Raw genomic sequence first — 23,964 nt, 5'->3', positions numbered from 1 at the left:
CCATGGCTTCGGTGACTTTCGAGCAGGCGACGCGACGCTACCCGGGAGCGGATCGCCCCGCCCTGGACAACATGGACCTCGTTGTCGGCGACGGGGAATTCGTCGTTCTGGTGGGACCGTCCGGGTGCGGCAAGACGACATCGCTGCGCATGGTGGCGGGGCTGGAAGCCGTGGACTCCGGACACATCCGGATCGGCGACCGTGACGTCACTAACGTCGATCCCAAGGATCGCGACGTCGCGATGGTCTTTCAAAACTATGCGCTGTACCCGCACATGACGGTGGCCCAGAACATGGGCTTCGCCTTGAAGATTGCCAAGACCCCGAAGGCCCAGATCCGTGAGCGGGTGTTGGACGCGGCGAAATTGCTCGACCTGCAGCCCTATCTCGACCGTAAGCCGAAAGACCTGTCCGGCGGACAACGCCAGCGAGTCGCGATGGGGCGCGCGATCGTGCGTCGGCCGCACGTGTTCCTGATGGACGAACCGTTGTCCAACCTCGACGCCAAACTGCGGGTGCAGACGCGTAACCAGATCGCCGCATTGCAACGGCGGTTGGGCACCACCACCGTCTACGTCACCCACGACCAGGTCGAGGCCATGACCATGGGTGACCGCGTCGCCGTCCTGCGCGACGGGGTGCTGCAGCAGTTCGCACCGCCTCGCGAGCTCTATCGAAACCCGGACAACGTCTTCGTGGCGGGTTTTATCGGATCGCCGGCGATGAACCTGTTCACCCTTCCCATCGTGGATTCCGCTGTGTCGCTCGGTGATTGGCCGATAGCCCTGCCCCGGGAGATCGCCAGCGCCGCGGGTGAGGTCGTGGTCGGGGTCCGTCCCGAACATTTCGAGCTGGGCGGCCTCGGTGTCGAGATGGAGGTCGACGTGGTTGAGGAATTGGGCGCGGACGCCTACCTGTATGGGCGAATCACCGGCTCCGGCAAGGTGATCGATGCGCCCATCGTCGCGCGGGCCGACGGGCGCAATCCACCGCAGAAGGGGAGCAGGGTACGCCTGCACCCAGAACCCGGGCACCTGCATTTCTTCGGTGTGGATGGCCGCCGGGTTTGTTGATCGTCCTCCCGACATGGGGTGAGTATGGTTTTCGGCGCGTCGTGGAGGCGCGCCCGGCTCGATCCGGACAGGGGGACTTGCGGTGAGTACAGACCGTGCCGACTTGGTGTGTGAAGGCGGTGGCGTCCGGGGTATCGGACTGGTGGGCGCCGTCGATGCGCTCGCCCAGGCCGGCTACCGATTTCCGCGCGTCGCGGGAAGCAGTGCGGGTGCGATCGTCGCCTCGCTGGTCGCGGCCCTGCAGGTGGCCGATGAGCCGCTGAGCCGGTTGGCTGATGTGATGCGCACCATCGACTACCGGAAGTTCCTTGACCGCAATCTGATCGGGCGATTGCCGCTGATCGGTGGTGCACTGTCATTGTTGACGTCAGACGGTGTCTATCGCGGGGCTTATGTCGAGCAGTTGCTCGCCGGTCTGCTCGGCGATCTCGGCGTGCGGACTTTCGGCGATTTGCGCACGGGCGAAGAGCCCGAGCAGTTCGCGTGGTCGCTCGTCGTGACGGCCAGCGACCTGTCCCGGCGCCGGCTGGTCCGAATCCCGTGGGATCTGCGCTCCTATGGCATCGACCCCGACGACTTCCCGGTGGCTCGCGCGGTGCACGCGTCGTCGGCCATTCCGTATGTGTTCGAGCCCGTCCGGGTCGGCGGCGCGACGTGGGTGGACGGCGGATTGTTGTCGGACTTCCCGGTCGAGTTGTTCGACCGGCCCGACGCGCAACCGCGATGGCCCACGTTCGGTATCCGGTTGTCCGCGCGTCCCGGCATCCCGCCTACCCATCCCGTGCATGGGCCGGTGTCGTTGGGGATCGCGGCGATAGAGACATTGGTGAGCAATCAGGACAACGCCTACATCGACGACCCGTGCACCGTCCGGCGCACCATCTTTGTGCCCGCCGACGAGGTCAGCCCGATCGACTTCGACATCACCACCCAGCAACGTGAAGCCCTTTACCAAGGAGGATTGCAAGCGGGGCAACAGTTTCTGCAGACCTGGAACTATGCGGACTATCTGGCGACCTGCGGCGCCCCGGTGCGTAAGGCTCCGTAACGGCGGTGAATCGTTCGGTGGTGTTTATCCGCGTGAGCAGCGGAGCCCATGAATGCGACGCTGGACGCGCGAGACGTCGTCGGGGGAGGGCAGTTGGTTGGTGATCCGGGTGATCGCCACGCCGATATCAACGGGACTGATCGGCCAGAGCCGGCTCGCGATCAGATCCCTTGCGATGGGGGTGATGTCGTCGTCGCAGAGCCGTGGGTGCGTCAACGCCACCAGCGGCACATACTCGGTGGCCGGCATGCCGGAGGGGTAGCCGGCCCGCACGAAAGCCACAATGCTCGTCACCCAATGCGACAGGTCCATCCGTCCACCTCACTAACCGCCGCAAGTTGCGCATAAGCGGCAGTGCTTGCATAGCTGGCAACGTACCATCGGTGATGCCATCAGCTAGGTAACGCCACACAGTTAAACGCAATTTTTACGGCGGGTGACGCTGGTGCATCCGCAGTGACATCGGTGACGATTCGCCGAACGTGGCGCGCCGTAACAGCGTTTGGCCGCAAGGCTTTCTAGTATTGCCGGGTGGTGGATCGCTATGGAACCGATGTTCTCGCCGCGGGACGACGCAAGCCCCGCTCAACTGAGCACCCAGCCGAACTGGGCCTGGTGGTCGAGGACGTGGAGACCGGATATGTCGGCGCGGTGGTGCGCGTGGAATACGGTCGAGTGGACTTGGAAGATCGTCGCGGGCACGTGCGTGGATTTCCTTTGGGCCCTGGGTATTTGCTCGAGGGGCGTCCCGTCATCCTCACCGTGCCGCCCCGGCAGGCGCCGAAGGGTGCGGGCAGGACCGCGTCCGGTTCGGTCGCCGTGTCGGGTGTCCGCGCCCGCGTCGCCCGTGCCAGCCGGATCTACGTTGAGGGTCGCCACGACGCCGAGCTCATCGCGCAAGTCTGGGGTGAGGACTTGCGCATCGAAGGTGTCGTCGTCGAGCAACTCGGTGGCGTCGATGACCTGGTGGACATCGTCGGTGAGTTCGCGCCGGGTCCGGGGCGCCGGCTCGGTGTGCTTGTCGATCACCTTGTCGCGGGTTCCAAGGAGGCGCGGATCGCCGATGCGGTGCGGCGGGGTCCGGGCGGCACCGACACCCTGGTCGTCGGTCATCCCTACGTCGACATCTGGCAGGCCGTGAAGCCGCAGCGGCTGGGCCTGCGCGCGTGGCCGAAGGTGCCACGGCAGGTGGAGTGGAAACACGGTGTATGCCAGGCGCTCGGTCTGCCCCACGGCGATCAGGCGGACATCGCCAGGGCCTGGCGGCATATCCGTTCGCGGGTGCGCGACTGGAACGATCTGGAGCCGGCACTGATCAGTCGGGTCGAAGAGCTCATCGACTTCGTGACCGCGCCCGTCTCCTGACACGGCAGCGAGCGGACCAGGGCGAATGCCCCTTGCATAGTTAGGCTACGCTAAGCCGACAGTCCCGATCGGCGGGATAGAAGTAAGGCATATGCAGGGCGTATTCGGCGTATTTATCGGCACGTTCCTCATCGGTCTCCGTGAAGGCCTAGAGGCGTCGCTCATCGTGAGCATCGTCGGTGCCTTCCTCAAGCGAAACGGCCAGACGGTCCGCCCGATGTTTGCCGGTGTCGCCCTGGCCGTGCTGCTCAGCGTCGGCGTGGGGGTGGGCCTCGACCTGTTCGCCGCGAGCCTGCCGCAGGCCCAGCAAGAGATGATGGAGACCGTCATCAACGCCATCGCGGTGGTGTTCGTGACGTCGATGATCATCTGGATGAACGGCAACGCCGCGCAGCTCAAGGGGGAGCTCGAGCGCGAAGCCCGTCAGGCGGTCAACCGCGGCGGCGCGTTCGCCCTGGCTGCCATGGCGTTCCTCGCCGTTCTCAAGGAGGGCTTCGAGACGTCGGTCTTCCTGCTGGCGGCCGCCGAGACGTCGCACGGCAACCGGTGGTTCGCCGTGCTGGGCGGCGCGGCGGGCATCGTGACGTCGGTCGGGCTCGGCGTGGGCCTCTACTACGGCGGCCTGCGGATCAACCTCGGCCGGTTCTTCCGGGTCACCGGGGTGTTTCTGGTGCTGATCGCCGCCGGCCTGGTGCTGGGTGCGCTGCGCACCGCGCACGAGGCGGGGTGGGTGACCATCGGCCAGCAACAGGTGCTCGACCTGTCCGGATGGATACCCAGCAATTCGGTGCTGGGCGCGGCGACGACCGGGGTGTTCGGCATCCCCACCGACCCTCGGCTCATCGAGGTGCTGGGCTGGCTGCTGTATGCCGGGCCGGTACTGGTCGTTTTTCTCTGGCCCGCGCGGCTCGCCGCCGCGCCGCGAGCCCGCAGCCGGCTGCTGGCGGCGACGTCGGCGGTGTTGATCATCGCGGGGGCGGGGCTGGCCATCGTCACGCCCGCCGCTAGTCCGTCGCCGAGTTTGCGGGTGCGCACCGTCACCGATCGCTCGGGCCACACCGCTGCGGTGTCGATGGGCATCGGGCCGCACGGACGCGAGCTGACCGTCGTCCCCCACGGCGCCTCGACCGCCCGCAACGTCCTGCTTGTCCCGGCAGAGGACCAAACAATGGACGGCTTGCCGGTACAGGTGTGGCAGGCTTCCGAGGCTGCCGGGGCCGATGGTGCGCCGGAAGTCACGCTGGATCAGTTGCTGAGCATGACGGGGGGCCGGCTACCGGTCGGTCTCGCGGCCGGCCGCACTCCGGGCCCGTTTCAGGGTCAATGGTCAACGACCACCGTGTATACCGTGCTCGCGCGAGGTGATGCCGTGGTAAGTGCGCAAGCGACGAGCAACCGCACGGCGATTTTGACCGGCGGCGGTTTGACGGGGGCCAAGACCGTCAGTCTTGGCGGGCTAGCGACGGACTGGTCGACTTCCGGTGTCGAAGACCACTCGACCGCGGCGCAGATCGTCGCGGGCGACCGCAATCGCGGGGAGCGGCAGCTCTGGAATGTCTGGCTTCCACTGGTAATAGCGGGTTTTGCATTGGCTTGCGCGCTGTCAGCGATAGCCTCGGTGCGCGCGAACCGCACGCAATCAGATGAGAGGAAATCTGTTCATGGTGAGTCGCATCGCCCTGGCAACGTGCCGGTCTCGTGAATTCGTATTCACTGCAATGGTTCTGGTCGCGACGACCGTGTCGTCGGTGACGGCGTGCAGCCATTCGGGTGACAACTCGGGCCATGTTCAGCAGCCAAAACCGGGGGGTACCAATGCGGTCAAGGTCATCATGGCCAACAACGGCGGCAAAGACGGTTGCGCGTTGGACGCCACCAGTGTGCCCGCGGGTCCGGTGACCTTTACGGTCGCCAACACGAATGCACCCGGGATCAGCGAAGTCGAATTGCTCAGGGACCAGCGGATTGTCGGGGAAAAAGAGAACCTCGCACCCGGCCTGGACCCAGTGTCGTTCACGGTTTCGCTGGACGGCGGCGCCTACCAACTCTATTGTCCGGGCGCAAGCACCGAATACCAGACGCTGACGGTGACGGGTAAGTCCCCGGCGACGCCGACGGGTACCGTGGCCAGCGTCCTCAGCCACGGCACCAAGGACTATGCCGCGTACATCGTCAGCCAGATCAGTCAGCTCAACGACGGCGTGAAGGCACTCGATGCCGCCGTGCAGTCGGGGAACGTCGATGCCGCGAAGACCGCCTACGCCAAAGCCCGGTTGTTCTGGGAGCGTTCGGAGTCCACCGTGGAGGGCTTCGTATTGCCGGGCTTCGCGGTCGGCGACAATGCCGGCAACCTGGACTATCTGATCGACATGCGTGAGTCGACGCCGGTCGACACGAAGGTCGGCTGGAAGGGCTTCCATGCCATCGAGCGCGATCTGTGGCAGGGCGGTGCGATCACGCCCGGGACGAAAGCGCTCAGCACCGAATTGGTGGGCAACATCGGCAAATTGAACGGCATCGTCGCGACCCTGCAGTACAAGCCCGAGGACCTGGCCAACGGCGCCAGCGACCTGATCGAAGAGGTTCAAAACACCAAAATCACCGGTGAAGAAGAGGCCTTCAGTCACATTGACCTGGTGGACTTTTCGGGCAACGTCGAAGGGGCTCAGCAGGCGTACGCCTCGCTGCGGCCGGGGCTGGAGAAGATCGACGGCAATCTGGTTCGCCAGATCGATCAGCAGTTCCAAAGCGTGCTGGCCACGCTGGATGGGTATCGCGACCCGTCCGCACTCGGCGGCTACCAGACCTATACCCCGGCGCTGAAGACCAGCGACGCGCCGAAGCTGACCGCGGTCATCCAGCCGCTGCACCAGAGCCTGTCCACCGTCGCCCAAAAAGTCGTTACGGCCGGCTGATCGTGACCGACGACATCACCGAACCCACCGCCGGCGGCCCGAACAACGCTGGGGCACCGGCAGACTCCACCACGGTGTCGCGTCGGCGCGCGCTCGGCGGCGCCATGCTGGCCGGCCTCGGCGGTGCCGCCATCGGCGCCGTCGGTGGCGGGTTAGCCGGTCACGCAATGGCGGCGGGACAACGCGGCGACGACGATGACACCGTCGATCTGCGCCGCAGTTACCCCTTCTACGGCCAGCCCCACCAAGGCGGAATCGACACGCCCCCACAGCGTTACGCCATGTTCATGTCGTTCTCGCTGGCCGGCGGCGCAGGCCGTACCGAGCTGCAGACCCTGTTGGCGCGCTGGTCGGCCGCGGCCGCGATCCTGCAGCAGGGGAAGCCGGTCGGCACGGTACAGCCCCAGGTCGAGGTGCAGCCTCCCGCCGACACCGGGGAGGCCTACGGGCTGAGCCCCGCCAGTCTCACCGTCACCGTCGGGTTGGGTCCGTCGCTGTTCGGCGATCGGTTCGGCCTGGCGGCCCGGCGACCCGCCGTGTTCACCGACCTGCCGGCCCTCAACGGCGACAATCTGGATCCGCGCCTGCACGGCGGCGACCTGTCCGTGCAAGCGTGCGCCGACGACCCCCAGGTCTGCTACCACGCGGTGCGCAACTTGGCCCGTCTCGGCCGCAACATCGTCTCGCCGTTCTGGGCGGTGCTGGGGTTCGGCCGAGCCTCCGCCGGCCCCGGCCAGCACACGCCACGAAACCTCTTGGGGTTCAAGGACGGAACCCGCAACATCGCCACCGAGGCCGAATACTCCAATTTCGTCTGGGTCAACAACAGTGACCAGCCGTGGATGAACGGCGGGACCTACCAGGTTGTCCGCAAGATCCGGATGTTGATGGAGACATGGGATGTCGATCGGATCGGCAATCAGCAGAGGATCTTCGGGCGCACCAAAGAGGAAGGGGCGCCGCTGAGCGGCAAGCACGAATTCGACACACCGAATTTCGCCGCCAAGGGCGCCGATGGCAACCCGCTCATCGATCCGATGTCCCACGTCGGCCTTGCCGCCCGGGAAAACAACGACGGCATCATGATCCGCCGACGGTCCTACAACTACACCGACGGTCTGGACGCCAACGGTCAACTCAACGCCGGTCTGCTTTTCATCTCGTATCAAAAAGATCCCCAAGATTTTATTCGTCTGCAGAACCGCCTGGGCGCCCACGACCTACTCAACGAGTACATCCGCCACATCGGGTCAGCAATTTTCGCGGTGCCGCCCGCGCCTGCTGAAGGCCACTACATCGCGCAAACCCTGTTCAGCTGAGCAAATCTCGTCGATAGGCAGTGGCGGGCAGCGCCGCCACGTTTCATACGTGTGATGTTTCGTGTCGGGGCGGTAAATTGATCGCACCCGCCGTCACGCATCGCTGCCCGCCGCGCACTAACTCCGTGAACCCGCATAATCAGCGAGAAACGGAGAAACTCACATGACCGACGCGCTCGTCATCGACGCCGAAGGCCTCGACCGGCTGTCGTGTAACGCCAAGGCCAACCCCGAGACAGGCAGGAAGACGCTCAAAGCCAAGACGGTGTGTGAGACGGGATTCCGCAACATGACCTACGTCCGGAACCTGCCGCCGATGCTGGTGGGCGAGCCGCCCGCGCTGCTGGGCGACGACTCGGCGCCCAATCCCTCGGAGACCGCGCTGGCCGCGTTGGGCTCGTGCGTGTCGGTGGGCCTGTTGGCCAACGCGACCCATCGGGGCGTGACGCTGACCAAGATCGAGGTCGAGATGGAAGGCGACATCGACATCTCCGCGGTGTGGGGCGTGGGGGACACCCCGGAGGGGAAGCACCTGGGGTTCAGCGCGGTCCGCTGTACGGTGAGCCTGGCCGGCGACGCCGACGACGCAACGCTGAAGGAGATCCACGACAGCGCCATCGCCTGGTCGCCGGTGGTGAACACGTTTCGCAACCCGGTAAGTGTCGACTCGGCCCTCATCACCGGCCCAACATCGTGACTCAGACCCGTGCAGTGGCAAGTACATTGACCAAGGCCGACCTCGTGGATGCCATCACGTCGGCTCGGGTCAAGCAAGGATTGAGTTGGGCAGAAATCGCCGAATCGATTGGCAAAGACCTGGTGTGGACCGTGGCGGCGCTGCTTGGCCAGCATCCGCTTTCGCCTGGCGATGCCGCGGCGGTGGCATCGCTTCTCGGCCTCGATGAGGAGGCTGTATTCGCTCTGCAAATGATGCCGTATCGCGGGTCCGATGCGAGCATAGCGAAAGATCCGACGATCTATCGGTTCTACGAGGCGCTGGCAGTCTACGGTCCAGCGATCAAAGAACTCATCCATGAGGAATTCGGGGACGGCATCATGAGCGCGATCAACTTTCAGGTGAGCGTTCAGCGCCGTCCGCACCCGCAGGGCGACAGAGTGGTCGTCACGTTCGACGGCAAGTTCCTCGATTACGCGTGGCAGCACTCTGCCCAACAGGCCGAGGAGACAGCGAAATGACGGCGACCACCGATACTGCGGCCGGCCAGTTGGATGTCGAACTGTTAGAGGACATTCGGGCTCATGCCGCGGTGTTGGACCGCGGCGAGGACCACTCCCGTCGCAGCTTCACCGCGCTGGGGAAGGCAGGCCTGCTCGGCATCGGCGCCCCTGGCAATGTCGACGGCCGGCTGCCGGTGATGGCCGAGGTGATCCGGTTGATCTCCGGGGCATGCATGAGTACCGGGTTTTCCCTGTGGGCGCATCGCATGGCGGTCGAATACTTGCTCGCGGCCGCAACCGGTTTCAGTAGCGCCGCGGTCGAGCCGCTGCTTGCCGGAACAGTGCTGGGCGTTACCGGCATGGCCGCGGCGTTCAAGGAGGCGGCCGGCTGCGGAAGCTTGGAGTTGACCGCCACGTCCGTGGCCGGCGGCTACCGGGTATCCGGCCCGATCAGATGGGCCAGCAACCTGTATCCCGACTCGACTATGGTGACCGCGGTACGCACCGATGCCGGTGCGAAACTGATCCTCGCGCTGCCCCTGGGTACGCCCGGGGTAGGCGTGGGTGAGCATTTCGATCTGCTGGCCATGGGCAGCACCGCCTCGTCCTACCTGAACCTGGACGGCGCTCACGTTCCTGCCGGACAGGTGTTGTCGCATGACTTCGAGGGCTTCCTGCAGGCGGTGCGCCCGACTTTCCTTGTCCTGCAGTCGGCCATGTGCCTGGGGCTGACCCGCACGGCCCTGGAACAGGCCCGGCTCGGGCTCGGTGGTGTCAACGCGGTATTCAGCGACGACGTCGACCGCATCAGGGAAAAACTGATTGCTGCCGAGGCCACACTGGCAAGCCTGGCCGCGGCCGTGGGCGGGGCCGAGCCGCCCACCAAGAAGGAGCTGCTGTCGCTGCGCCTCGCCGCGGCCGAATTGTCCAGTGCCAGCGCTGACTTGGAGGTCCGGACCGCCGGCGGGAAAGGGTATGCGAGCAGGACGCCGGCGAGCCGGCGCTATCGGGAGGCGGCGTTCATCCCCGTCCAGTCGCCGTCCGAAGGGCAGCTGCGCTGGGAACTGGCCAGGTGCGCGTGAGCGCGGGTCGATGGTAACTCCGGTGGCGGTGCCGCCGGAGGGCACCGAATCCGAACGCCTGGTCGGCGGGGTTCCGCTGGCCAGTTTGGTGCGCGACTTTCACCGGCCGATGGTGAATTTTGCTCGCACCATGGTCGATTCGGCGACGGTGGCCGAGGAAGCCGTGCAGGAGGCATGGGTGCAGGTGCTGCAGTCGTCGGACTCATTTCAGGGGCGTTCTTCGGTGAGCACGTGGCTGTTCGGCATCGTCAGACACACCGCCTCACGGCACCGGCGACGGGAGTCGCGGATCCGTCACCATGAGGTGCTGGCCGCCGCGGATGGTGAAGCCGAGGACCCACTGTCGGGTCGCATGCATCCCGCCGGTCACCCCGATGCGGGCCATTGGAGCGTCCCGCCGTCGCGTCGCTTTCTCCCCGAAGATCAAACCGTCGAAAGCGAACTGCTCGGCTACGTGCGGGCGGCGCTGGATGCGTTGCCCGAACGACAGCGGCAACTGGTCATCTTGCGTGACATCGTCGGAACATCGGCCGACGAGGCGGCCGCACTTCTCGAACTGTCCACCGAGGCGCAGCGGGCACTGCTCTACCGCGCCAGGGGAAATCTCCGAGCCGAATTGGAAAAGCGGTATCAGCGATGACCGTTCATGACAACACAGTCCCCGCCATCGATTGCATCGACTTCGTCCGCCTGGTCGACGATCTCGTCGACTCCGACCCGCAGCAGTGGGGACCGATCGTGGCCAAGCATGTCGACGAATGCCCTCCCTGCCTCGTCTATCTGCAACAGATGCTCGACCTCAAGATCCTGCTCAGCCACGTCTTCGATCCAGAGCAGCTCAGCGAGGAGCACATTGCCGGTGTCATCAACGCGATAAAGACCTCGAGGAAAGGCGAACCCCGATGACGATCGACGCTGAAGCGCCACAGCTTCGAAGCGATGCTCTGGCTCCGCATAACGCGACCGCGTTCCCTTCTGGCTTCAGGGCGAGCGGCGTGCCCGAGGATCCGTTCGAGCCGCTGTCGGTGGGCGCCATGGTGGACCGGGTAGCGGCCATGGCAGTGGAAAAAGCCGCGCACCCCTGGGCGTTCCTGATGCGGTCCTTGGTAGGCGGCGTGATGGTCGCGTTCGGGGCGTTGCTGGCCTTGGTGGTGAGCACCGGCGTCAAGACGCCCGGTGTGGCAAGCCTTTTGATGGGCCTGGCCTTCGGCATGTCTTTTGTCCTCATCCTGGTGTCGGGCATGTCATTGATCACCGCAGACATGGCCGCAGGCTTTCTCGCCGTGCTTAAGCGCACGTTGAGCGTGCGCAGCTACGTCGTGCTGGTGACTGTCGGGCTCATCGGCAACATCGTCGGCGCGCTGGTGTTCGTCACGGTGTGCGCCGCGGCAGGCGGCCCCTACCTCGGCGCATTTGCCGAGCGAGCAGCAGCCGTCGGCACGCTGAAGGCCGGCCAGCCCTTTTCGACGGCGCTGCTGCTCGCCGTGGTGTGCACGTGGTTTCTGCAGACCTCGATGTGCATGTTCTTCAAGGCCCGCAGTGACGTCGCCCGGATGGCGTTCGCGTTCTACGGGCCGTTCGCTTTCGTCATCGGCGGCACCCAGCACGTGATCGCCAATGTGGGATTCCTGGGTCTTCCCTTGCTGCTCAACTTCTTTCATCCGGCCGCGCCGCGAGGCGCGATCAGCTGGGGCTTCGGCGAGCATGGCTTGCTCGCCAACATCGGCATCACCACCGTGGGCAACCTCATCGGCGGCACGGTGTTCGTGGCGTTGCCGTTCTGGGTCATCGCGCAGCTGCAGCGGCGCAAGGTCTAGGGTCACCGCTCACGAAGCACGCCGGCTGTCCAGGCGCACACTGCGGTGACATCGCGTCCTGCCCGGGCGACGGTTCGGTCGGGGCGCACCATTGCGGCGTTGGCGCGGCCACGGCGTAACCACCCCGCCAACGCGTCGCCGGGTTGGGGGATCACGATGTCGACGCCGCGGCGCCGCAGGGATGCTTCATCGGCGGCGCTCGGGCGAACCGTGGTGATCAGCGCGAAACCTGCGCCGAGCACATCATCGAGGCGCCGCCCGTCGGGCATCAGCGGATTTGGGCAGAGCCTTCCGGCAAGGCGGCGCGGCAGAGGAGAATTGCCCACCAACGCAGAGGAATGCAGTGCCGGCGTGGTCGAGTCGACGATCCTGTGGCGCAAGCCGGGGAGGAAGCGCAGTCGCGGCACCACCAACCGGCGCAATGCATCGCCCGCGCGGCCACCGCCGCTCATCGCCCAACCGACACCCAGCGCCAACCGGATCATCTTCCGGGCGTGCGGTTTGCGTTCCTGCTCGTAACTGTCCAGAACATCCGCCGCCATGGTGCCGTGATGCACCCCGGCGATTTTCCACGCCAGGTTGGCCGCGTCCCGCACCCCTGCACCCATGCCTTGGCCGATGAACGGGGGAGTGAGGTGTGCCGCGTCGCCGAGAATGAACACGTTGCCGCGGCGCCACCGATCGGCCATCTGAGCGCGAAAGGTGTATTCGGCGACGCGCAGCAGGGTCAGCTCGTTGTTGGCGGCCGTTCCCGCCCAGGGTGCGATCAACGGCCGCATTGCTTTCAACGTGGCGAAGTCCTCGGCGGTTTCACCGTCCAGCAGCTGGAATTCCCAGCGGTAGCGGGCTGCTCCGATCCGCATGTAGGTTCCTGCCCGCACCGGGTCGCATACCTGGTGGACGCCATCCCACTGGCCCAGGTCGGCGTTCGTGGCGACATCGACGACCAGCCAGCGTTGCTGAAAGTTCAGGTCCCGCATCGCGGAACCAATGTGGGCGCGCACCATGCTGTTTGCGCCGTCGCATCCGAGCACATAATGGGTGTCGACCTGGTGCACACGGCCGTCGGAGCGGTCGGTGAACGTGACGCGGATGCCTCCCGTGCGCTCGGTGATCTCGGTGACCTCGGCGTTGCCACGTAACTGCGCTTGCGGGTAGCGCTGGAGGTTCGCGCGCAGCACTGCCTCCAGCTCCGGCTGGTCAAACATGTTGGCTTGGGGGTAACCGTTCGCATCGCGCGAATGATCGCGGTTGAATTCGGCGAGCACACCGAAATCCGTGCCCAGCAACCGCAGACCCAGTGTGGGCCTGGAGATCGACGCGAATTCATCGGCGACGCCAAGGCGGGCGATGATGCGATAGATTTCGTCGTCGAGGTGCACGGCGCGTGGCTGTGGGTAGACGGTAGGCCAACGGTCGAGCACCAGGCAGTGCACGTTGTGTTGCGCCAACAGGGTCGCGACGGTGATGCCGGTCGGTCCGGCGCCGACTATGACAACGGCGGGGCGCTGATAGTCACCGTTCACCCGAATCGAACGGTGGCGCGCTGCGTTCCGAGATCGATGCGTCCGTCATCGGTGGCGATCGATGCTTCCACGATGTCACCGTCGTGCAGGTACTTCGCGTTGCCGGCCTGGCGTGAGAAGAAGACTTTCCATTTCACATTGGGCGGCAACAGGTTTCCGATGATCTGGAGTGGCTTCGGTGGCGCGGTCAATGCCGTGCCGGCCGGGGTTCCGGTGAGCACCAAATCGCCGGGGGCGAGTTCCTGGAACTGGGTGAGTGACTGCAGCGCCTGCAGCGGTCGGTAGAGCATGTCGGGCTCGACGAGCGCGTTCTGGCGCTCGTCGCCGTTGACGCTCAATCGCAACCGCAGTTCGCCGAACCGCCGGAGTTCGTTCGCGCTGAGCAGCACCAGTTCCGGACCCACCGGGGTGAACGTGGGATATGACTTGGCTTCGTAGAACTGAGTCTGTGGAAGCTGAACATCGCGTGCCGAGACGTCGTTGGTGACGACCAGCCCGGCGACGAAGTCGCCGAGATTCGTGTCTGAAATGCTGGTGCCGACCGGGATCGGGCGCCCGATCACCAGCCCGATCTCCACCTCGTAGTCGAGCAGCTTGACGTGGGGCGGTTTGACGATGTCGTCGAACGGGCCGTTGATCGATGCCGACGCCTTGCGGAAGAAGGTCAGTGGAACTGACGACGGGTCCATTCCCGCGTCCTTGACGTGTGACTCGAAGTTCGTCATCTGTGCTATCACCCGGCATGGTCTGGTCACCGGCGACACCAATCGCAAACCGTCCAGTTCCACGGTGTCGGCACTGTCGGTGGCCGCCTTGAGCGCGGCCCGGTCGGCCAGCAGACCCGCGGTGCTGGTGGCGGCGGTGTCGATCTTCGCGGCACCGTCCGTGGTCTTGAGCCACCAGGCGCCGGCGGTGCGCAGAACGGAAACGGTCATGAGGTAGGCACTTTCAGTAGTCCGGCTAAACGGCCGATGTCGAATTCGTTGTGTTCGCGTAATGCGGTGACTATCGAAACCAGTTGGTGGCGAGAAGTTTTCAGGTCTGTTCCGAGGAAGTCCCTGCTGGCCCGGGGTCCCCATTGGGCCAATCCGGAGGCGGTGAACGGTGCCCATTCGGGTTCGATCGTGTTGTCGAACATGTCGCCATCGGTAAAGTGTTCGAACAAGTAACCGTCGGGATCACGCCAGTAGTCGAAGATCTGGCTGCCCTGGATGTGTCTGCCGATTCCCCAGGAGCGGAAGTAGCCACGCTCGCGCAGGTATTCGCCACCGGCGGCCAGGGCGTCGAGGTCGCTGACCTGATATGCCGAGTGGACATAACGGTTGGCCGGGCCCAGCGCTATCGCCAGCGTGTGGTGGTCGGCCGGGGTGCTGCCGCGATCGCAGCGGATGAAGCTCATCGTCGGTCCTCGATCGTGCTGGCCGGGGAAGTACAAGAAGTCGCTGACGATCATCCCCAGGTTGTCCAGGTACCAGTTCAGCGTTTGGAGGTACTTCGTGGACTGGATGACCAGATGGCCCAGGCGTTGCACCCGCGCGGGCGCGCGCCGGGGGCGCTGGGTTTCGTTGATGCGCCGCGCGTCCGCTCCGAAATTGAGCGAAAGCGGGTGCTGTGCCGAAAGTTCCGGTAGTTCGGTCATGCCGGCGACAACGCTGACCGGCATGCCACTGGGATCGATCAGCTCGACCGAGACGCCGCCGATGGCCTCGGTCAGTGGTCGCGAGGGCGCACGGTGGGTAGCGGCCAACCTGAGCACGTCCGCCTCGTCGCAAGCCCGGAACGCCACACCGGCGAATCGACGCCTCGGTCCGCGACGCAGGATGACGCACGGTCCGCCGGGCAGGGTGCCACGCAGCTGCAGTTCATCGGGGCCGCGCTGGGCCGTCTGGAAACCGAACGCCCGCGCGAACGCCTCGGTCCGCGTCAGGTCTGGTCGCTCGAATTCCAGCCAGGCGATGTCGGCGACTTTGATCACCGGGTTGCGGGACCGGCCTGGGTGCTCGTGGGGTAGCGCGCCTTGCGGGCTGTGCGTGTCCACCCGGGCGCTGTTGGTCAGATTCATTGGTCGTCTCCCAAACTAACTGACGAAATCGTCACATACGAGTCAACGTTCAGTCAAGGTTCTGACGGATCCCTCATAACTGATGCATACTGCTGGAGATGAGCGCGATGCCCGAGAGTCAGACGCCCAACCGCTTGGCGCGGCGCAAACAGCGCACCCGAGCGGCGCTGGTCAAGGCCGCGCAGCGGCTGATCGCCGACGGCAAGGTCAACGTTCCGGTCCTGGAGATCACCCAAGCCGCCGACGTCGGGATGGGCTCCTTCTATAACCACTTCGATAGCAAGCAGCAGTTGTTCGATGCCGCCGTCGCGGACGTACTCGACGCCTACGGAGCGATGCTGGACCGTCTCACCGAATCCATTGAGGACCCGGCGGAGACGTTCGCCACCAGTTTCCGGCTGACCGGCCGACTCTTCCGCCGTCGCCCGCAGGAGAGCCGAATTTTATTGGCCAACGCAATGGTGCTGTTGTCCTCGCCCAACGGACTGGCACCGCGCGCCCTACGCGACATCAAGGCCGGCGTCGAGGCCGGCAGGTTCACGGTCGACGACCCTGAACTTGCCCTCGCCATGGCCGGAGGCGCTTTGCTGGGACTGGGCAACCTCTTGCGGGACCATCCGGACCGCGACGATGCGCACGCCGCCGACACGGTCACCGAAGGCGTTCTGCGGCTGTTCGGGCTCAGCGCCGCTGAGGCAACCGCGATATGTCGGCGTCCGTTGCCCGACAGCGCTTTTGACGAGAGCTAGACGGGGTCGGCACGACATCCGTTGTCGGTCTGCTGCCGAGCGGGGCGAAACGCCGCCAGCAGCGCTCCGGCGGCGAAGATGACCGCGGTCGGCCACGAAAAGCGGCCGTCGGGAGCAAAGCCCTCGGCGGCAATGAGGGATAGGGCGTAGGCCGCCATCGCGGCACCGGCCAGCATCATCGGTTCCGCCCAGCGCTCCGTGAGGGGTACAGCGAGTAACGGCAGCGGTGCCGCGAAAAGTCGCCTCGCCCACCACAGCAGCAGCATCTCGACCGCCGTCACGACGCTCAAAACGACGACCCATTCCAGCCGGGCCAGCCACCAGTCCGCGCTACCTTCGGGCGGCTGCGGCAAGAGCCCCGCCGGATAACCGACGATCGCTACGATCACCACGGGAATCATGTGCCACAGGTAAAGGGCCATGATGTTGTTGTTGGCGATGGACAGCGCGCGCTCGACGCGCATGGCGCGCAGCGCACGATTGAGTGCCGGCGTCAGTGCCATGGCAATTCCGGTTTGGGCGCACCCGAACGCCAGCAGCGCCACGGTCGGGGGTGTCGTGTTGTCGATGGTCTGTCCGGGAACACCGATCATGCTGACCGGATAAACCTTCAGCCAAACCAGCACAGCCAAGGCCACCGAAGAAACGCCGGCCAGCAGCCAGGGCCTGCGGCCGGCCAATGACCCGCCGCGCCAAGCGATCCCAAGCTGATACAGGGCGCCCCAACCCAACAGATAGTTCACCCAGTTGAGGTACGGCACGTGTCCGGCGAGCCGCCCGACATCCACCACCGCGACAGCCAACGCGAGCGCGCCTGGCACGAGCAGCCCCCAACGACGTTGTGCGGCAATCGCAATCGGAGTCAGCGACACCACGACCAGATACACGGCCAGAAACCACAGATGCATCGCCACCGCCCAACCGGCGTACTCGAGCACCGAGCCGGCCACAGCGCAGGCACCCAGGACCACCACGACCACCGACACCAGCGCGATGTACACCGCCGTCGGCCCGAGGACGCGCGCCAACCGATGCTGCACCCAGGTTCGACGCGAAACTCCGTCGGTGTCGTGCCGGTGCGTCCAGGACACCGCGCCGGCGTAGCCGGCAACCAGGAAGAATGCCGGAACCGCCTGGAAGGGCCAGGTCAGCCATTGGGTCCAGGGCAAGTCGACGAGCGGGTTCTGCCGGCCGAACTGTCCGTCGTGGTAGGTCACCGATCCGGCCAGCCAGTGTCCCAGCACGATCAGCACCACGCCCGATACGCGGTAGTAGTCGACCGCCAGATTGCGCGCGGGTCGAGAAGTGTTTGCGCGGTTCATCAGATCGGGGGAAGCTCGACGCGATACACAGCGCCACGGTACCGTCCAGCACCCAGCGGGGTCTCGCGCAACAGCGTCACGAACAGGAGCCATCCCATGAAGCAGGCCCAACTCGCCGAATTGCAGGTCGGTCGCCTCGGACTGGGTGCGATGGGGATGTCGGTCGCCTACGCGGGCGCGGGCAGTGATGATGCCGAATCGATCCGCACGATTCATCGCGCCATCGACCTGGGCGTCACGTTGATCGATACCGCCGAGGTCTATGGCCCGTATGTCAACGAGGAACTGCTGGCCCGTGCGCTGCGAGGCCGCCGTGATCAAGTAGTGCTGGCAACGAAATTCGGTCTGATCTCGCATACCGGCCGCGACGGTCTCGACAGCAGCCCCGCCAATATCCGTATCGCCGTCGACGGTTCGTTGCAACGGTTGGCGACCGATCGCATCGATCTGTACTACCAGCACCGCCTCGACCGGTGGACCCCGATCGAAGACACCATCGGCGCGCTGGCGGAGCTGGTCGCGGCAGGGAAGATCCGGCACATCGGTCTGTCCGAAGTCGGCGTGGATACCATTCGTCGCGCGCACGCGGAGCACCCGATAACGGCCGTGCAGTCCGAGTACTCGCTGTGGACGCGCGATCAAGAAGGCGAGATCTTGCCGGTGCTGCGCGAGTTGGGCATCGGGTTCGTCGCCTACTCCCCGTTGGGCCGTGGCTTTCTCACCGGCGCCATCCGCTCAAACCAGGAGCTGCCGGAGACCGACTACCGCAAGACGAACCCGCGGTTTTTCGACGACAACTTTCAACACAACCTGCGGTGCGCCGACGAGGTACGCGAAATCAGCGCCGACGTCGGCGCCACGGCGGCTCAGGTCGCCTTGGCCTGGCTGTTGGCGAAAGGTCCTGACATCGTTCCCATTCCGGGAACCAAACGTGTCAAGCGCCTGGAAGAAAACGTCGGGGCCGACGCGATAGAACTGACGGCCGATCAACTGGCCAGACTCGATCGGCTCACCCCGCCCGTGGGAGGGCATCACGCCGAGGCCCAGATGGCCTGGATCGATCGCTAGTGTCCGACAAGAACCTGGTGATCGGTGCCAGCGGATTTCTGGGATCACATGTCACGCGACAACTCGTCTAGGCGGGCGCCGACGCGCGAGTCATGGTGCGCCGCCGACCTGAACAAATTTGTATACACCAGCACTACAGGCGCATTGGCGATCGGCGACACCAAATTGGTCACCGAAGACGACCCGCACAATTGGGATTAGGGCGGGGCGTACATCCCGATGTCTGCGCTGCGGGCGGGTGCACGCGTCAACGACGTGGCGGCCCGACTGCTGCACCGCGACTTGCCCTTTGCCTACGCGGGGATCCGGATGGCCGAAGTGATGTCACCCCTGGATCACACCAAGGCGACTCGCGAGCTTGGATGGACGCCGGAAGCTGTCGAAGACTCGATCCGTAATGCCGCCGTGTGTTTTGCGTCGCGTTAGTCGACGCTGGCCAATGCCGCTGTGCCGTATGTCTTTTCAATCAGCGACCAGGGGTCGGCGTAGGGGCCGCGTCCCTCGAGCCGGCGCTGAACGGTCAAAACGGCACGCAGCACCGGCCGTAGCACGGGGCCAAGCAGCCGCAGCACGATCCGCAGGCGACCCTGCGATTCGGCGATCCACGCCAGTGTATGGCTCCAGTCGTGCTCTTGGAAGTCCAGCAGAGCCTGCGCTTCGGTGGTGTCGTACCAGCCGGTGAAGCTCCAGCCGCGGTCGTCGGCCGGATCGCCGGGCAAGCCGGCCGACGGGCCGAGCGGACCCAGGCCGGCGGCGCTCATCAGGTCGTCCTGCAGGCCGTGCTGTAGCAGCACGTACGTTTCGTTCCCGCCGATCAGCAAGGCCTTGCCCGAAATGGAAGCCTCGCGGTCGACCCCGTTGGCGAAGGCCAGCGCCACGTCGCGTGCATCAATCGCATGAATGCGGTTGTCGCTTGGCATCGAACGCATCAGCGTCAGGTAGTCACCGTTGATACCGGCCTGGGTATCCGGCGAGATGACGCCTGCCAGCCGGAAGAGCGCATACGGCAGGCCACTGGCGCGGATCGCCGTCTCGGCAAGCACTTTGTCCTGGCCGTATTGATCGATGGGGTTCACCGGGGTGTCCGGGGTGATCCGTTCGGGCTGACGGTAGGGGTTCCGCGATCCGTATACCGCGGCGCTGGACGCCATGAGGAACAGCGGTGGGCGCGGGAGTGCGGAGCAGGCCGCCAGGAGGTTTTCGGTGCCACCGACATTGACGCGCCGGGCCAGTCCCGGGTTGCGGTACGACGGCGGGGACACGATGGCGGCCAGGTGCACGATGGCTCCGGGCCGATGGGCGGTGATGAGAGCGTTGACCGCCTCGGCATCCAGTAGGTCGGTGTAGGCGGGAATCAGCGTTCCCGGCTGCCCGCGGGCGGCGAGTTCTTTTTCGACGGCGACGGTGTTGTCGTTGCGCAGATCCATCGCGACGACGGTTCGCCCCCGCTCCAGCAGGATCTGCGTGCAACGCTTACCGACTTGCCCGAACGCTCCGGTGACCAACACCGTGTCGACTGTCATGGCGGCGTCACCGATCCATCAGCCGGGCGGCGATGTTGCCGATCGCCGTGCGGACTCGGGGAGAGACGTAGATCGAGAAGAACGGTGTCACGATGTCCTCGCGGAGTCGAGTTAGCTTGGAGCTGTTGATAAGCCACTGGCCGGCGACGTTCTCATAGGTTTCGTGGTAGTGGCCGTAGCCGACCAAGGTTACCCCGGGCCCGAACCGGACAACGTCTTGCAGCGCCCATATCCCACGTGCCGTCGTCGTCGAGGTGAGCTCGATTTCGGGGGTGTGCACCTGGTGGGCGGTGGGCTGTGTCGGGCGGCCGAGCGCCCGGCGGGTGAAGGCCACGAAGTCGTCGGCGCCGGCAATCACCTTGCCGCCGGCTTCGGACGTGTCACTGACGAAGTCGTCGGTGAAAATCGTGCGCCAGGCCGCCCAGTCCTTGGTGTCCAGGTAGCGGCAGTAGCGGGCTTTGAGTTGTTTGATGGATTCGATCGGCGGCAGCGTTTCAGCGGCCAGGCCTTCCGCGCGCTCTGTCATTGCGGCTCGATCCTCTCCGTAAGCGTCCTCGCGTGACGTTTCACTGGCGAAGTGTAAACCTGTCACCCTTTGAAGTAGACGATCTGATGAGTGGTGGCCAGCAGGCCGCCCGCCCGGGTCCATACTTGCGCGCTCTGGTCGAAGTAGCCGCGGGAAAAGCGGTTGGCGTGGGCGGTGGCCAGCACGAAGTCGCCCTCAACGGTGTCGACTTGATGCTGATCGGCATGGAAATACGTGGTCAACGAGATGGTCCCGGACGGGATGAACCCGCCGCGGCGCAAAAACACGCGCGGGTAGAAGATGTCACACAGTGCCGCCAGCGCCGGGTAGTCGACCGGGCGTCCCGCGCCGTCGCGGACCCACAAAGTGGAAGTCGAGGAGGGGCTGGGATCCGCGTCTTTGCCGGGCATCGCGCCTTCGACGTACCGCATGTCGTAGAGGCCGGTCCATCGAACGAGGCCCGGATCGACGGCAGGCAACTGTTCGGGCGGCGGCGGGCTCGGCGGGTGGCTTTCCGTGTCGGACCAACTGTCCCGCCGGATCGCGAAGATCGCGGTCGCAGTCGTCTTGACCACGCCGTCCTGGCTGAGCTCGACAATCCAGTGCTGATTGGTGCGGTTGGTGCGCGCGGCCCGGAGCGTGAGGTCAAAGTCGCCGTCCACGATGGGGGCGGCGTAGTTGACGGTCAGGGCCAGCGGTTCGCCGATGCGGTCGGGATGAGCCTCGACGGCGCGCAGCATGACCGCGCCCGTGATGCCACCGAACGGTCCGACCATGTTGGCCCACTCCGGGTGCGTGCGGCCGCGCCTGACGTCCGTGCCGATCGTGTCGAGCTGAATGGCTTCGTCGAACGGATGCGTGTCGGTCATGTGGGTTCCTTGTTGGCCAGAGCGTTGAGCGCCGCCCGGCAGGGCCGATCAAATACCGCAGGCCCGGCACGAGTCGACCGCAGATTACTTTGCGGGCGACCTCCCTGCCGGACATGGGTCTTGGCGTGGGGCCGGGGCGAACGCCATCGCTTGATGTACGGTCCGGCGAGCGACACCATCACCGAAAGCGAGGCACGATGGCGAACCCCAAGGACGACGCCGCCGCCAAGACTCCCGCCGAGCTGATCGACGCCAGGATCAAGGAATTGGGGGATTGGCGCGGTGAGATGCTCGCTCGCATCAGAAAAGTGATCAAGACAGCCGACCCCGAGGTGGTCGAAGAGTGGAAGTGGCGCGGCGTTCCGGTCTGGTATCACGACGGGATGATCTGCACCGGCGAGACGTACAAGAACGTCGTGAAGGTGACCTTCGCCAAGGGTGCGAGGCTGCAGGATCCCGCGGGTCTGTTCAATTCCAGTCTCGACGGCAACACGAGACGCGCAATTGATTTCCACGAGGGCGACACCATCGATGAGAAGGCGTTGACCGCGCTCATTCGCGCCGCGGTGGAGCTGAACAGATCGTAAGGCGCCAACCTATACAGTCCTGTAGCGGTGCTGTACAGTCGCCCAGCACAAAGTCGAGCTCGAAATGAGAGGCCATCCGGTGACGTCCGAATCGGTCGAGGAATTTCGGAGCCGGGCCAGGGCCTGGCTGGCCGCGAACATGCCGCGACTCGATCCGGCCAAGGCGGCGCTACTGGAGCGAGATGAGCTGCCGTCGTGGCATCGGGCTCGAGAACTGCAAAAGCGCCTGTGGGACGGCGGATTCGCCGGGATCTGTTTCCCACGTGAGTATGGCGGGCTCGGGCTGGGCTACGAATACAAGAAGGCATTCGACATCGAATCCCAGGCGTACGAGACTCCGATCCTGCTCAACGTCCCGTCCTTTGCCATCTGCTGCGCAACGATTCTCGATATGGGCAGCCAGGAGCAGAAGCGCCAACACATTTCGGCCGCGCTGCGCGGCGATGAGGTGCTGGTGCAGCTGTTGTCCGAGCCCAACGGGGGATCCGATCTGGTGGGCGTCATCACCCGCGCCGAACGTCGCGACGGACGGTGGATCATCAACGGCGCCAAGACCTGGAGCACGTGGGCGTTCGCCGCCGACTACGGCCTGCGCCTGGCCCGGACGAACTGGGACGTACCCAAACACGAGGGGCTGACGATGTTCCTGATGCCGCTGCAACATCCCGGTGTCACCATCAACCGCATCCAGCAGGTCAACGGTTCCATCGAATTCTGCGAAGAGTTCTTCGACGACGTTGACGTGGGTGACGACGCTGTGGTCGGAGAAGCGGGCAAAGGGTGGGACGTCGCGTCGCGGCAGTTGTATCACGAGCGGCGCACGATGGGTGATGGCTCGGAGTACACGAGCGGACCGGGAATCGCCGAGGCCCACGACGTGTCCGTCGACCTGGTGTCCCTGATCGAAAAGACGAACCAGGCTGGCAGCCAACGACTCCAGGAGATGGTCGGGCGCGCGCTGGTGCACCGGGCCGTGCACGAACAACTCAGTGAGCACGTCTTCCACGCCGTGGCCAGCGGATCCCTGCCGCCGGCCGCGGGATCGATCATCCGGCTGTACATGGCCGAGGTTCACGACGTCGAGACCGATACCGCCTTGGCCGTGGCGGGTCCGGCGGCCGTGGTTGACGACGAAGGCGGGGCGCTCGACATCGGGACGCGCTATCTGGGCCGTCAGGCCGCCAGCATCGGCGGCGGTACCACCGAGATGGCACGCAATGTGATCGGCGAGCGGGTGCTGAACTTCCCCCGCGAGCGCGCCGATGACCGCGGCGTGCCGTTCAATCAGGTGCGGCGCGGCAAAAGCTAAGGAGGCGAATGGAATTGAGCGATCAACTTCGTGACATCCGAGAGTTGATGGGTGATTCCGACGCCTACCGCGAGGAACTGTACCGGCGTTGGACGGGCCTGCTGAGCTACCGCTACATCGGTCGCAAACACTCATCGATGAATCTCGGCGAGACCGACGACACCGTCAACATCCGCCGCGACATGCGCAATGACGCGGGCGGAATCATGGTGGCGCCGTTGGCCATTTCCTCCCCGGAGGGCTGCCAGACCGACATGGTCGCCGTGCCGAATCCGGTGATCGCGTCGGTACAGATCATCGATCCAGGCTACGACGTCGCCAGGATTGCGATCGTCGGGTCGGGCATCGTGCACCAGGGCCGCACCATGGGCTACGGCCGCTGCACAATCGTCGACGCCGACAACCCGAGTCGGGTCATCGCCTTCAACGAGGGACAGGGTGCGATCATCGGCATCCCGCCGGAAGGCTTGGACCGCATGGATGTTTCGGGTACCGAGCTGATGGTCGAGGATTCTCCCGATTTGCCGCCGCTATGGCAGGCCTTCGGTGCCAGCCGGCGGGATGGCGGCCACTGGATACTGCCCGAGCTGAGCACCGAACTCGCGTCACCGGACGCCGCGCTGCA

26 protein-coding genes are annotated in these 23,964 nt (G+C 65.3%); 18 read left to right on the top strand and 8 right to left on the bottom strand.

What is annotated here, in order from left to right; translation table 11 throughout:
• The first annotated feature begins 2 nt into the window (after positions 1–2).
• Both A5782_RS01385 and A5782_RS01380 read left to right on the top strand, forming a co-directional pair.
• Complete coding sequence (locus tag A5782_RS01385; protein ID WP_067094022.1) at positions 3–1,073, top strand: ABC transporter ATP-binding protein; 1,071 nt, start codon at positions 3–5, stop codon at positions 1,071–1,073.
• Positions 1,074–1,155: 82 nt separating this feature from the next.
• Positions 1,156–2,121 (top strand): patatin-like phospholipase family protein, encoded by a 966-nt coding sequence (locus A5782_RS01380; RefSeq protein WP_067094020.1) that lies wholly within the window; start codon positions 1,156–1,158, stop codon positions 2,119–2,121.
• A gap of 24 nt (positions 2,122–2,145) precedes the next feature.
• Here the strand turns inward: A5782_RS01380 and A5782_RS01375 are convergent, their stop codons facing one another.
• Positions 2,146–2,433, bottom strand: coding sequence for a DUF3349 domain-containing protein (locus A5782_RS01375; RefSeq protein ID WP_067094017.1), 288 nt, complete (start codon positions 2,431–2,433; stop codon positions 2,146–2,148).
• Positions 2,434–2,652: 219 nt separating this feature from the next.
• On the opposite strand from A5782_RS01375, the gene A5782_RS01370 reads away from it, so the two are divergent.
• The 10 genes from A5782_RS01370 (at position 2,653) to A5782_RS01325 (ending at position 11,798) form a co-directional block, all read left to right on the top strand.
• On the top strand, positions 2,653–3,486 hold the full coding sequence (locus A5782_RS01370) for a DUF3097 domain-containing protein (protein ID WP_067094014.1): 834 nt from the start codon (positions 2,653–2,655) through the stop codon (positions 3,484–3,486).
• Between the two features lie 91 nt (positions 3,487–3,577).
• Positions 3,578–5,188, top strand: a complete 1,611-nt coding sequence (gene efeU / locus A5782_RS01365; protein ID WP_067094012.1) for an iron uptake transporter permease EfeU — start codon at positions 3,578–3,580, stop codon at positions 5,186–5,188.
• Positions 5,189–5,225: 37 nt separating this feature from the next.
• Positions 5,226–6,401 carry an iron uptake system protein EfeO gene (gene efeO / locus A5782_RS01360; RefSeq protein WP_197694074.1) on the top strand — a complete coding sequence of 392 codons (1,176 nt, stop codon included), beginning with the start codon at positions 5,226–5,228 and terminating at the stop codon, positions 6,399–6,401.
• Positions 6,402–6,505: 104 nt separating this feature from the next.
• A complete protein-coding gene (locus tag A5782_RS01355) occupies positions 6,506–7,720 on the top strand; it encodes a Dyp-type peroxidase (RefSeq protein WP_231986569.1) in 1,215 nt (404 codons plus the stop codon).
• A 163-nt stretch (positions 7,721–7,883) separates the two neighbouring features.
• Complete coding sequence (locus tag A5782_RS01350) at positions 7,884–8,417, top strand: OsmC family protein (RefSeq protein ID WP_067094006.1); 534 nt, start codon at positions 7,884–7,886, stop codon at positions 8,415–8,417.
• A gap of 14 nt (positions 8,418–8,431) precedes the next feature.
• On the top strand, positions 8,432–8,917 hold the full coding sequence (gene cynS / locus A5782_RS01345; RefSeq protein ID WP_067094250.1) for a cyanase: 486 nt from the start codon (positions 8,432–8,434) through the stop codon (positions 8,915–8,917).
• Entirely contained in the window at positions 8,914–9,981 is a 1,068-nt protein-coding gene (locus tag A5782_RS01340) for an acyl-CoA dehydrogenase family protein (RefSeq protein ID WP_067094003.1), read from the top strand. The genes cynS and A5782_RS01340 overlap by 4 nt, the downstream gene beginning before the upstream one ends.
• A 10-nt stretch (positions 9,982–9,991) precedes the next feature.
• Complete coding sequence (locus A5782_RS01335) at positions 9,992–10,621, top strand: RNA polymerase sigma factor (RefSeq protein WP_067094000.1); 630 nt, start codon at positions 9,992–9,994, stop codon at positions 10,619–10,621.
• On the top strand, positions 10,618–10,887 hold the full coding sequence (locus A5782_RS01330) for a hypothetical protein (RefSeq protein ID WP_067093997.1): 270 nt from the start codon (positions 10,618–10,620) through the stop codon (positions 10,885–10,887). The genes A5782_RS01335 and A5782_RS01330 overlap by 4 nt, the downstream gene beginning before the upstream one ends.
• Positions 10,884–11,798, top strand: a complete 915-nt coding sequence (locus A5782_RS01325) for a formate/nitrite transporter family protein (protein WP_067093994.1) — start codon at positions 10,884–10,886, stop codon at positions 11,796–11,798. The genes A5782_RS01330 and A5782_RS01325 overlap by 4 nt, the downstream gene beginning before the upstream one ends.
• 2 nt (positions 11,799–11,800) lie before the next feature.
• Here the strand turns inward: A5782_RS01325 and A5782_RS01320 are convergent, their stop codons facing one another.
• From A5782_RS01320 to A5782_RS01310, 3 genes are read right to left on the bottom strand one after another with little or no spacing between them, the layout of a single operon-like run.
• A complete protein-coding gene (locus A5782_RS01320; protein ID WP_197694069.1) occupies positions 11,801–13,324 on the bottom strand; it encodes a bifunctional 3-(3-hydroxy-phenyl)propionate/3-hydroxycinnamic acid hydroxylase in 1,524 nt (507 codons plus the stop codon).
• Positions 13,321–14,259: a fumarylacetoacetate hydrolase family protein gene (locus A5782_RS01315; protein WP_067093988.1), complete on the bottom strand. Its 939-nt coding sequence runs from the start codon at positions 14,257–14,259 to the stop codon at positions 13,321–13,323. The genes A5782_RS01320 and A5782_RS01315 overlap by 4 nt, the downstream gene beginning before the upstream one ends.
• The gene (locus A5782_RS01310) at positions 14,256–15,386 is read right to left on the bottom strand and encodes a VOC family protein (protein WP_067093986.1); all 1,131 of its coding nucleotides are present in this window, start codon (positions 15,384–15,386) and stop codon (positions 14,256–14,258) included. The genes A5782_RS01315 and A5782_RS01310 overlap by 4 nt, the downstream gene beginning before the upstream one ends.
• Positions 15,387–15,484: 98 nt before the next feature.
• On the opposite strand from A5782_RS01310, the gene A5782_RS01305 reads away from it, so the two are divergent.
• Entirely contained in the window at positions 15,485–16,135 is a 651-nt protein-coding gene (locus tag A5782_RS01305) for a TetR/AcrR family transcriptional regulator (protein WP_067093983.1), read from the top strand.
• On the opposite strand, the gene A5782_RS01300 is transcribed toward A5782_RS01305, so the two are convergent.
• A complete protein-coding gene (locus tag A5782_RS01300; protein WP_067093980.1) occupies positions 16,132–17,457 on the bottom strand; it encodes an acyltransferase in 1,326 nt (441 codons plus the stop codon). The two genes, A5782_RS01305 and A5782_RS01300, sit on opposite strands and share 4 nt — an antisense overlap.
• Before the next feature lie 96 nt (positions 17,458–17,553).
• On the opposite strand from A5782_RS01300, the gene A5782_RS01295 reads away from it, so the two are divergent.
• Together A5782_RS01295 and A5782_RS27145 are read left to right on the top strand one after the other, a co-directional pair.
• Positions 17,554–18,525, top strand: a complete 972-nt coding sequence (locus tag A5782_RS01295) for an aldo/keto reductase (protein ID WP_067093977.1) — start codon at positions 17,554–17,556, stop codon at positions 18,523–18,525.
• Positions 18,526–18,744: 219 nt separating this feature from the next.
• A complete protein-coding gene (locus tag A5782_RS27145; protein ID WP_067093974.1) occupies positions 18,745–18,951 on the top strand; it encodes a hypothetical protein in 207 nt (68 codons plus the stop codon).
• On the opposite strand, the gene A5782_RS01285 is transcribed toward A5782_RS27145, so the two are convergent.
• The 3 genes from A5782_RS01285 to A5782_RS01275 form a co-directional block, all read right to left on the bottom strand.
• Complete coding sequence (locus A5782_RS01285; protein ID WP_067093971.1) at positions 18,948–20,048, bottom strand: NAD(P)-dependent oxidoreductase; 1,101 nt, start codon at positions 20,046–20,048, stop codon at positions 18,948–18,950. The genes A5782_RS27145 and A5782_RS01285 overlap by 4 nt on opposite strands.
• 7 nt (positions 20,049–20,055) lie before the next feature.
• On the bottom strand, positions 20,056–20,574 hold the full coding sequence (locus tag A5782_RS01280) for a nuclear transport factor 2 family protein (protein ID WP_067093968.1): 519 nt from the start codon (positions 20,572–20,574) through the stop codon (positions 20,056–20,058).
• Between the two features lie 62 nt (positions 20,575–20,636).
• Positions 20,637–21,443, bottom strand: a complete 807-nt coding sequence (locus A5782_RS01275; protein WP_067093965.1) for an acyl-CoA thioesterase II — start codon at positions 21,441–21,443, stop codon at positions 20,637–20,639.
• 197 nt (positions 21,444–21,640) lie between these two features.
• Between A5782_RS01275 and A5782_RS01270 the strand changes: the two genes are divergently transcribed.
• The 3 genes from A5782_RS01270 to A5782_RS01260 form a co-directional block, all read left to right on the top strand.
• Positions 21,641–22,030, top strand: a complete 390-nt coding sequence (locus A5782_RS01270) for a DUF1801 domain-containing protein (protein WP_067093962.1) — start codon at positions 21,641–21,643, stop codon at positions 22,028–22,030.
• Positions 22,031–22,109: 79 nt separating this feature from the next.
• Positions 22,110–23,339 (top strand): acyl-CoA dehydrogenase family protein, encoded by a 1,230-nt coding sequence (locus tag A5782_RS01265; RefSeq protein WP_067093959.1) that lies wholly within the window; start codon positions 22,110–22,112, stop codon positions 23,337–23,339.
• A gap of 14 nt (positions 23,340–23,353) precedes the next feature.
• The coding region (locus tag A5782_RS01260; protein ID WP_067094247.1) for a hypothetical protein at positions 23,354–23,964 on the top strand (611 nt) is incomplete at its 3' end.

The sequence above is a fragment of the Mycobacterium sp. 852002-40037_SCH5390672 genome (assembly GCF_001665875.1).
Lineage (GTDB): Bacteria > Actinomycetota > Actinomycetes > Mycobacteriales > Mycobacteriaceae > Mycobacterium.
The sequence above is the reverse complement of the archived record's forward strand: the minus strand, read 5'-3'. Positions and strand labels throughout refer to the sequence as shown.

Excerpts from the sequence above, each read along its gene's own strand:
- A5782_RS01270 (WP_067093962.1), top strand. The coding sequence starts at position 21,641 with ATGGCGAACCCCAAGGACGACGCCGCCGCCAAGACTCCCGCCGAGCTG.
- A5782_RS01325 (WP_067093994.1), top strand. The coding sequence starts at position 10,884 with ATGACGATCGACGCTGAAGCGCCACAGCTTCGAAGCGATGCTCTGGCT.
- efeU (WP_067094012.1), top strand. The coding sequence starts at position 3,578 with ATGCAGGGCGTATTCGGCGTATTTATCGGCACGTTCCTCATCGGTCTC.
- A5782_RS01385 (WP_067094022.1), top strand. The coding sequence starts at position 3 with ATGGCTTCGGTGACTTTCGAGCAGGCGACGCGACGCTACCCGGGAGCG.
- A5782_RS01295 (WP_067093977.1), top strand. The coding sequence starts at position 17,554 with ATGAAGCAGGCCCAACTCGCCGAATTGCAGGTCGGTCGCCTCGGACTG.
- A5782_RS01315 (WP_067093988.1), bottom strand. The coding sequence starts at position 14,259 with ATGACCGTTTCCGTTCTGCGCACCGCCGGCGCCTGGTGGCTCAAGACC.
- A5782_RS01310 (WP_067093986.1), bottom strand. The coding sequence starts at position 15,386 with ATGAATCTGACCAACAGCGCCCGGGTGGACACGCACAGCCCGCAAGGC.
- A5782_RS01350 (WP_067094006.1), top strand. The coding sequence starts at position 7,884 with ATGACCGACGCGCTCGTCATCGACGCCGAAGGCCTCGACCGGCTGTCG.
- A5782_RS01280 (WP_067093968.1), bottom strand. The coding sequence starts at position 20,574 with ATGACAGAGCGCGCGGAAGGCCTGGCCGCTGAAACGCTGCCGCCGATC.
- A5782_RS27145 (WP_067093974.1), top strand. The coding sequence starts at position 18,745 with ATGTCTGCGCTGCGGGCGGGTGCACGCGTCAACGACGTGGCGGCCCGA.
- A5782_RS01355 (WP_231986569.1), top strand. The coding sequence starts at position 6,506 with ATGCTGGCCGGCCTCGGCGGTGCCGCCATCGGCGCCGTCGGTGGCGGG.
- A5782_RS01340 (WP_067094003.1), top strand. The coding sequence starts at position 8,914 with ATGACGGCGACCACCGATACTGCGGCCGGCCAGTTGGATGTCGAACTG.
- A5782_RS01305 (WP_067093983.1), top strand. The coding sequence starts at position 15,485 with ATGAGCGCGATGCCCGAGAGTCAGACGCCCAACCGCTTGGCGCGGCGC.
- A5782_RS01330 (WP_067093997.1), top strand. The coding sequence starts at position 10,618 with ATGACCGTTCATGACAACACAGTCCCCGCCATCGATTGCATCGACTTC.
- A5782_RS01285 (WP_067093971.1), bottom strand. The coding sequence starts at position 20,048 with ATGACAGTCGACACGGTGTTGGTCACCGGAGCGTTCGGGCAAGTCGGT.
- A5782_RS01375 (WP_067094017.1), bottom strand. The coding sequence starts at position 2,433 with ATGGACCTGTCGCATTGGGTGACGAGCATTGTGGCTTTCGTGCGGGCC.
- A5782_RS01335 (WP_067094000.1), top strand. The coding sequence starts at position 9,992 with ATGGTAACTCCGGTGGCGGTGCCGCCGGAGGGCACCGAATCCGAACGC.
- A5782_RS01275 (WP_067093965.1), bottom strand. The coding sequence starts at position 21,443 with ATGACCGACACGCATCCGTTCGACGAAGCCATTCAGCTCGACACGATC.
- A5782_RS01300 (WP_067093980.1), bottom strand. The coding sequence starts at position 17,457 with ATGAACCGCGCAAACACTTCTCGACCCGCGCGCAATCTGGCGGTCGAC.